General features: G+C 41.9%; 8 protein-coding genes. 3 read left to right on the forward strand and 5 right to left on the reverse strand.

The genetic code is table 11. From position 1 onward, the window contains the following. Positions 1–119: 119 nt before the first annotated feature. The 5 genes from L641_RS0101745 to L641_RS0101765 form a co-directional block, all read right to left on the reverse strand. Positions 120–1,121: a tyrosine-type recombinase/integrase gene (locus L641_RS0101745; protein ID WP_024600953.1), complete on the reverse strand. Its 1,002-nt coding sequence runs from the start codon at positions 1,119–1,121 to the stop codon at positions 120–122. Further along, a complete protein-coding gene (locus L641_RS0101750; RefSeq protein WP_024600954.1) occupies positions 1,118–2,044 on the reverse strand; it encodes a tyrosine-type recombinase/integrase in 927 nt (308 codons plus the stop codon). The genes L641_RS0101745 and L641_RS0101750 overlap by 4 nt, the downstream gene beginning before the upstream one ends. Further along, on the reverse strand, positions 2,041–3,279 hold the full coding sequence (locus tag L641_RS0101755) for a site-specific integrase (RefSeq protein ID WP_024600955.1): 1,239 nt from the start codon (positions 3,277–3,279) through the stop codon (positions 2,041–2,043). Before L641_RS0101755 ends, L641_RS0101750 begins: the two co-directional genes overlap by 4 nt. A 625-nt stretch (positions 3,280–3,904) precedes the next feature. After that, positions 3,905–4,450, reverse strand: coding sequence for a cytochrome c (locus L641_RS0101760; RefSeq protein ID WP_008133170.1), 546 nt, complete (start codon positions 4,448–4,450; stop codon positions 3,905–3,907). A gap of 11 nt (positions 4,451–4,461) precedes the next feature. Then, positions 4,462–5,604 carry a hypothetical protein gene (locus tag L641_RS0101765; RefSeq protein ID WP_024600958.1) on the reverse strand — a complete coding sequence of 381 codons (1,143 nt, stop codon included), beginning with the start codon at positions 5,602–5,604 and terminating at the stop codon, positions 4,462–4,464. Positions 5,605–5,699: 95 nt separating this feature from the next. Between L641_RS0101765 and L641_RS22110 the strand changes: the two genes are divergently transcribed. From L641_RS22110 to L641_RS0101780, 3 genes are all read left to right on the forward strand, one after another. Continuing rightward, positions 5,700–5,996 (forward strand): hypothetical protein, encoded by a 297-nt coding sequence (locus L641_RS22110; protein WP_024596032.1) that lies wholly within the window; start codon positions 5,700–5,702, stop codon positions 5,994–5,996. After that, positions 5,993–6,346 carry an IS66 family insertion sequence element accessory protein TnpB gene (gene tnpB / locus L641_RS0101775; RefSeq protein WP_024596033.1) on the forward strand — a complete coding sequence of 118 codons (354 nt, stop codon included), beginning with the start codon at positions 5,993–5,995 and terminating at the stop codon, positions 6,344–6,346. The genes L641_RS22110 and tnpB overlap by 4 nt, the downstream gene beginning before the upstream one ends. A 70-nt stretch (positions 6,347–6,416) precedes the next feature. Beyond that, positions 6,417–7,828: IS66 family transposase (locus L641_RS0101780; protein ID WP_024600959.1), on the forward strand; the 1,412-nt coding region annotated here is incomplete at its 3' end.

The following is a 7,828-nucleotide window of genomic DNA, read 5'->3' on the forward strand; positions in this document are numbered from 1 at the left end:
GTTTATACCGAAAGAAAAACTATGCCGAACACATGCTGCCCAATTTCATAAGTGTGCTGGTATTACTGTCATTTGACTGTAAGGATCCAGTTTCTATTCGGCATAGTTTAATCCTAGAACTACAAGCTGGTGAGAAAACCTAACAACTTATCGCTCGGTTTATAGTGAAGATCACTGTGCTTATTAAATGGCGCTACTTTCGCTAATGCTGCTTCCTTCAGTGCCATATGAGCATGTAAGTATCTTTGTGTCGTTTGTGTAGATTCATGTCCAAGCCACATCGCTATTACCGTGGTATCAACACCTGCGCTAAGCAGCTCCATTGCTGCGGTGTGTCGAAGCACATGAGGTGTTACATGCTTCTGCTTCAGCGATGGACATTGAATACTGGCATTAGCAGCATGTTTCTTTACTAAATACTGCACACTGTCTGCACTAAGACGATTGCCGCGTATTGTTGGAAACAGTATATCCTCTTCCATACCAGGAAGCGCTAACAGCCAAGTTTTCATGATACGAACAGCAGGTTTGGTTAAAGGAGTACTTCTTTCTTTCCGACCTTTGCCAAGACATCGGACATGCGCCCCTTGGTCAAGAAATAGGGACGTACTATTGAGCCCGATGATTTCAGAAAGACGCAGCCCTGTCTGTAACGCTAAAAAAAGTAGAGCGTGATCACGATGGCCTATCCACGTCGTTTTATCCGGACTTGCCAGTAATGCCTCTATTTCCGTTCGCTCCAAGAAGTGGATCAGCCTCTGCTCATGTCGTTTACTAGGGATAACTAATACTCGCTGAATTTGTGCGCTATACCCAGGCTCTTCGTATTCTAAAAAGTGGAAAAATGAATGAATGGCAGTCAGACGTAAATTTCTTGTGCGAGCACTGATTACTCGGTGCTCTTCAAGATCATTAAGAAATGCGCTAACTAATTCTGCGTTGATATCTTCTAGCGTTAGCGCAGATGGCGCTTTCCCTAGCTGTTTTTTTGCAAACACCAATAGCAGTCGAAAGGTGTCTCGATAGGAGTATATCGTGTTGTGACTGACGCGTTTTTGATTGATTAAACGAATAGTAAACCAACGTTCAAGCAAGCACGGAAATGCGGTAGTGGCTTTCATAGTTCAGCCTCCAAACGTGTTTCTAAGCGACGCGCAGCAAGTTCCAGTAGCTCTGGACAGGCAGATAAATACCAATAGGTATCACGCACACAACTGTGACCGAGGTAAGTAGACAATTTTGGTAACAAGGTGTCTACCTTTTCTCCAGTTCTATACCATCGTAATAGCGTATTGACCGCAAAGCTATGTCTAAAATCATGGATCCGTGGTCCTGAGCTAGCATTTGGGGTACGTAATCCAATTTGTCGTGATAAACGTAAAAATACACGAGAAACATACTGCGGTAATAAACGGCCACCGCGCTCTGCTACCAAAAAGTACTCACTGCAAGGAGGGTTAATAAGTTCATCGCGACGGCGATCATACTCGACTAGAATACGCTGAGTACTTGCATGTATGGGAACGTAGCGTGATTTTCCAAACTTTGTATCGCGTACAGTGAGAATACAGTTCTCAAGATCTACATCTTGGCGTTTGAGAGTCAAAGCTTCGCTGATACGCAAGCCTGTTGTCGGTAAAAGACCAAAGAGGCAATGGTATGTCCAGCGCCTTAATTTGTTTACCGGTTTAAGAGCTAATGCGGCCTCCAACAATGCCTGTATCTCAATATCAGAGTAAATGTACGGTTTAGCAGAGCCGCTATAGGATAAAAGTCCAACCGGCGGTACCTCTGTGTGTATGTCCATTGTTTGCAAGTGCCGAGCAAACCCGCGAACATAGGCCAGTTTTATAGCCCAGCTAGCATTTTTTCCAGGCGATTGGGTTGCCCATTCAAGTGCAAGTTTGGTAGTGACAAAAGTACTACTGTACTGCTCCATAAACGTAACGAAGCCTTCTAAATCTCTAGCTGGTTGAATAAACTTGTGGCCCAGTCCGCGTCTAAGATCCACATATTCATGTAATATTTTACGTAAGGAGATCATTGTGCTACTCCCGGCCATGGCATGGCTAATGCTCTTAATCCATCAATATTAACTTTGGCATAAATACGTGTCGAATCATGGCTCTTATGGCGAAGTAGTTGACCAATTTCGGACAGTGAAGCACCTGCTTGAAGCAAGTTAGTTGCAAGGCTATGGCGAAAAATATGAGTCCCTTTATGCTTTAGTGTTAACTCAGCTCGCAGTAACGCTGCTTTAGCAATTTGTGAGATCCCAGCAGAGCTTGCAAACTGAGAATGTGGCGCCAATGAGCGTACAAAAACTGAACGGCTATCAGTCTTTGGCCGTGCGTTTTGTAAGTAATCTGATAGCGCCGCACCCACTTCAGGCAGCAAAGGCAAAGCAATAAGCGTTCGACCCTTTCCTCGAATGTTGAGGTTACCAGCATGCCAGTTGATGTCATCTAACTTCAACAGAGCTATTTCATTCGCCCTCAGTCCTAGCCGACTTAATAGCATAAGTACTGCGTAATCCCTTAAGCCAACGGCACTGCTCGTGTCGCAACTGTTCAGCACCTTTTGAATTTGGTTAGAAGATAGATGTTCTGGGAGGGTGGTTAGGCTCCATCTTCTGATACTAGGTACAGCAGAAGACAAATTGTAGGTTGTATACCCCTTATATAAAAGATACCTAGCGAACGCACGTAGTGTCCAACACATATTTTTTGCAGAGCTAGGGCTTTGGTCATGTGCGTGTTGCACTAGAAATTGCCTTACATCTTGTCCTCTTAAGCTTGAAAAGCATGAAACACCATCAGGGCAACACTGCCAAAGAAACTTCCTCAGTGGTATTCGATGTCTGATGACTGAAGTTTCACAAAGTCCATGATTTTGCATCAAATGCTGTTCAAAGTCCTGAATGATCTGCGACAGATGATCTAACACAATCGTTGCTGCTGCTGCTGTTGCATTGAGCGCTCTTAGCACTATAAGAAGTCTAATAAGAGCTGCGTGATCAGACAAAAAAGGATGTCGATTTTTTTGCCTAAATTTTTCATATTGTAGTACTGATGCTTCGTTAACATCAGTCACCTTATACTTTTTACTGGCTAACCATGCGCTATAATCAGCAGCAACTCTAATGTTACGAGCGCCACTCTGGTAGCAGTGACCTTCAGTAATTAGATGCTCTGCATAAGCCTTCATATAAACGCCCAAAGGGCCCGTATGAAGTCGCGCTATTGTTTTTTTACACTTGAAAAATGCCGAAACACTCATAATCCTTCTCCGTAAATTAATTATTAGAAGTCAGATCACACTATGCCGAAGCAATCATATGCAAGTATCTTTGTATTATAGGGTTCTAGCCAAGTGATTCGGCATAGTTTTTCTTTCGGTATAAACTGCAAGATCCAACGGCTTAACGCCATTTGATTACATCATGCATTGCCTCGATGAGCTTTGTCAGCCTGAGCCAGACATAGAACAATTATTGCCTTGGAATATCAATATCTAGGTGATGATCACCGGACGTTTACAATCCTACTGTAGTAGCGGACTGTATCAGGCGTTGTATTCAATACTTTTGCAAGCTGAGATACTTTCATCCCATCATTCCTTATTCAAATATATAAACAGGGTATTTCTAAAACCTATGTTTAGCTTACAACTGTGTCTAAGACACAGGTCAAGTCATAATCTAAAAGGATTTAAAAAACTGCTAAGCCTAGGATGCAATAGCTAACAATGGGAGAATTAACTACCAAAATTAGGCTTAACAGCTTAAAAAGGTTGAATCGATATGCGTATTTAATGTCTATTCTTATTTGCACCTTCATTTAACGGTAAACATATTTAAAAACAATATGTTTACCGCAACTATTCAACAGCTATAGTTAAGTTTTTACTCCTTTAAAAACCCTATAATTGCCTTAATATCGTCCTTATTCATCGGATATTTAGGCATAGCTGAAGCCGCATTGTTAAATTTCGGATCTATTAGTTTTTTAAAAACAAACGACTCTCCTTTACTTGCGACGACTCCATCTAATGCTGGACCCAACTTACCACCTTCTCCCTTGATTTGATGACAGCCTTGACACCCAAATTGGGTAACCAATTCCTCTCCCGACTTTTTTGGGGCATTTGGTTTTGTATACTCTTCAGCATGTCTAACATCCGCTGTCAATGTGCTGGCTAAAAAGGCTTCTACAGCAAGTGCTTCTTTGCCAGTCATATGCGCTTTCGCTCTCATATGAGGAATAACCACTGACCACTCTTTCTTAGAATACTCTTCAGCGGGACGTGCATTGTGACAACGACCACAATTTTCACTATAAACCTTAGCTCCTTTTGCTACTAAAGAAGGATCATTGACGTGTTGTGCCTTAATAGAAAAAGCACTCGTAGTTAATACAATAATTGTGAACACAAAATTTATTGATTTCATAATGGTTCTCCTTAAAATCCGAAAGCTAGTTGTAAGAAAATTCGGTCATCAGGTACGGATGTATGACTCGCTTCTTCGTTTTCTATTGAAGTACTTTCCGCACCTAGTTTTAATACTGCACTAGGTTCTAACCAATAATTTACACCGTAGTAAATTCGACTTCCGGTTTTCCCTCCATCTTCTTCAAAATCATGTTCAATACTGCCATCAAAATCAGATTCAATATCAGAGTAACGTACAACAAATTCAACAGGGTTTAACCACGACTTACCTAGTTGTCTAGCCTGCCAGGTTCCTTGAATGTACCAACCACTTTTATCGAAGTCTTTTACCCACTCTTCACCATGGCCTTCTTCTTCGCCCTCGTCTTCACCTTCTGTTTCCGCTGTAGAACCAAAAATTTCCCCTCGAACACTGGAGTAACTTCCAATCCAGTTAAAGTCTATGTTATATGCGCTATAATTTAGATCTCCATCGTCACTATACGCCCCACTATAATAAGACATCCCTATCTCCCATTCAGGTAAAAACGCATAAGCGATTCTTCCCCCTAATGCCATCGAGTCGTTGTTGTCACCTTTTTTAGATTCTATTTCTACACCGCCACCATGGTCACCGGCTTCCTGCCGGGGACCACTTACTGCATAAAAGTCGGTAAATATTCGCCCTGCATCACCGAGGTCCCAAGTATTTGAAACGTTAACACCAGTATCATTCATGATATAGGTAACGCCAGCTAAAGAACCATTACCTCCATGTCCACCATAGATACCAGGATTACTTGCGGCCTTATTAATCCAACTAGGATGAATGTTGGCAGCAAACTGCCCAAAAGGTAGTAAAAACTTACCCGCAGTAATAATGGTATTATCATTAAAGAAATAATGCATGTTTGCATATTCAAGCTCCGTTTCTGTTTCGCCTTCAGCATTAGTGCTAAATTCTAACTCTGCTTCGATATGAATCTTTTCAGATAATTGAAATAAGAAAATAGGAACAAATCGTGCAACTACGTTATTTTGAATATCATTGCCGTCTTCATCTTTCATATTTGGCTGGTCTATATAAGTTACGTCACCGTAACCAGCCAATGCTAAACGACCAATATCTAAAGCAGAACTTTCTTGTGCGGTAGCAGTTGTCATCAAAGACATTGAAATGGCTGCTGCAACGTAAGCGTCCGAGCAACGACACCTAGCAGAGTGGATTTAATTAATTGAAAATACCGTCAGTTTCTACTGGAGGTATTATGCAAAAAAGAACCCTTAATGACTGGCAAAAATTGATTGAGCAGCAACAAACCAGCGGCTTATCTATTGTCGCATTTTGTAAAGAAAACATGTTACCCACTTCAAACTTTTATAAATATCGGTCTAAGTTACAAGACGCTGCAAAAGCACCTAAATTGGTGAAAGTGCAAAACAAAGCCATTCCCCATAAAGTGAATGCCTCAATCACGTTATCTCATGGTGAAACTCATTTAACTATACCAACCTCATCTGAGCCTACATGGGTGGCTAATTTAATAAAGGCGCTGCAAGCATGAACATGTTTATTGATGTGCCCGACGTGTACCTTTGCAATCAGTTTGTCGACTTCAGAAAATCCATTAATGGCTTAGCGGCCATTGTTGAAAGTGAACTCGAACTGTCAGTGCTATCCGGTGCCGTGTTTGTTTTTTGTAATAAAAGCCGAGATAAGCTGAAGATATTGTATTGGGATAACACAGGCTTTGCCCTGTGGTATAAACGCCTCGATAAGCACAAATTTAAATGGCCGAAAAACCTCAGCGCCGACACCCTAAACTTAACCGAGCAACAATTACACTGGTTATTATCTGGGTATGATGTCATAGGGCATCAACAAATCAACATCGAAAACGCTAGCATTATTTAGATCGTCGCGGGATCAATATTAACCATCGCATTAAGCTAGTTTACGGTAAAAAACATTATAAAATAAAAGGATGAACATTGATGTTAACTGCCTTCCAGACGATCCGGCTTTGCTTAAAAAGCTGCTGGCAGAGCACGCTGAAAAATTAGCGCAAGCGACTGCAAGAAACCGGTATCTAGAGGAACAATTCCGCCTAGCGCAACAAAAACAATTTGGTAAAAGTGCCGAAGTCTTTGACGCACAAGGTGAATTGTTTAATGAAGCCGAAGACATCATTGAGCAACTTGATGAGCTTGCTACGCAAGAGATTATCTACACTCGCAAAACACCAAAGCGCAAACCATTACCCAAAGACTTACCCCGTGAGCAAGTGATTCATGACATTGCCGAAGAAGACAAGTTGTGTAACTGCTGTGGTAATGAGTTGCATAAAATGGGTGAAGACGTCAGCGAAAAGCTCGACTTCGTTCCCGCAAAGATAAAAGTCATTGAGCATATTCGCCCAAAGTACGCGTGTCGTGAATGTGATAAGTCAGGGTCGAATAACAGTATTAAACAAGCCAAGATGCCAAACATGGCCATCAACAAAGGCATGGCCACGTCCAGTTTGTTAAGTCAAATCATCACCAGCAAATATCAATATGCACTGCCACTGCACAGACAAGAGTCGATGTTCAAGCAATACGGCATTGAGCTTAGCCGTAAAACCATGAGTGACTGGGTACTCGCATCCGCTACCTTGTTTGAACCGCTGATACAACGACTGAAACACGCGTTACTTAAACAGCCTGCGATACATGCCGATGAAACGACGGTCAATGTGGTCAACGCCGACAAAGTAAAAAGTTACATGTGGCTATATTGTACCGGCACGGATTCGCCATCGGCTATAAATAAACACAACTCAATGCCAAACATTGTGCTTTACGACTATCAAAATAGTCGGGCAGCTTCCTGTGTGGTTAATTATCTGGATGGCTATTCGGGCTATTTACAGGTTGATGGTTATCAAGCGTATGCACAAACGCAATCAACACTAGTTGGTTGCTGGGCCCATGCACGTCGTAAATTTATAGAAGCAAAACACGTGCAGGGTAAAAACAAGACAGGCAAAGCCGACGTAGTCTTGAGTCTTATTCAAAAACTGTACGGCATTGAATCAAAACTCAACGATAAAACACCAGAACAAAAGCATGAAATAAGGCAAGAGCAAGCGAAACCTATTATCGATAAACTGCATAAATGGCTAGAGCAAAACCAGCCACGTTTAGTCGGGAAAACCAAGTTAGCAGAGGCAGCAACCTATCTCGCTAATCAATGGCATAAACTTATAGTTTATCTTGAAAATGGTCAGCTTAATATCGACAATAACCGCGCCGAGCGCGCTATCAAACCATTTGTTATTGGCCGTAAGAACTGGATGTTTAGCCAAACCTCACGCGGCGCAATAGCAAGCGCTCACCTATACAGCATCATCGAAAC

The sequence above is a fragment of the Pseudoalteromonas sp. TB41 genome, assembly GCF_000497975.1.
Classification (GTDB): domain Bacteria; phylum Pseudomonadota; class Gammaproteobacteria; order Enterobacterales; family Alteromonadaceae; genus Pseudoalteromonas; species Pseudoalteromonas tetraodonis.